The organism is Neisseria sp. P0018.S001 (genome assembly GCF_051957355.1).
Classification (GTDB): domain Bacteria; phylum Pseudomonadota; class Gammaproteobacteria; order Burkholderiales; family Neisseriaceae; genus Neisseria; species Neisseria subflava_A.
Genome location: NZ_JBQCWN010000070.1, coordinates 1 through 450 on the forward strand (window position 1 = coordinate 1; position 450 = coordinate 450).

General features: G+C 46.9%; 1 protein-coding gene. It reads right to left on the bottom strand.

Features of this window, described 5'->3' with window-relative positions:
* The coding region (locus ACTHTJ_RS10870; RefSeq protein ID WP_440360997.1) for a porin at positions 1-450 on the bottom strand (450 nt) is incomplete at both ends.

The window sequence follows — 450 nt, forward strand, 5'->3', positions numbered from 1 at the left end:
AGTCAAGTCAGCACGTTTAGCATAAGAACCAGCATAGCGACCGAAGAAGCCAGAGTTTTCGTAGTTCAGACCCAAGTCGTAAGACTCGCGGCTTTTCACAGTGTGAGTATATTTGTCGCTAGGGTTAGCATTGTCACGTGGTTGGTATTGTACGCTTGCGCTGAAACCACCAAATACAGGGGTATCGTAACGTACAGATACTTTACGAGAATCTACACGTTTGATTTTACCCAATTGCAGAGCATCTTCGTTAGCTGCACTAGATTCCCAAGGGTCGAAGCTGTCGCTGCTGTTGCTCAGGGCATTATCCAAGTTACCGGCACGAATTTTACCGAAACCGCCTTCCAAGCCCAAGAAAGATTCACGGTTAGCGAAACCAGAGTCACCACCGGCGATAGAAGTTTTTTGTTCAACTTGCCAGATAGCATTCAGGTTGCTACCCAAGTGTTC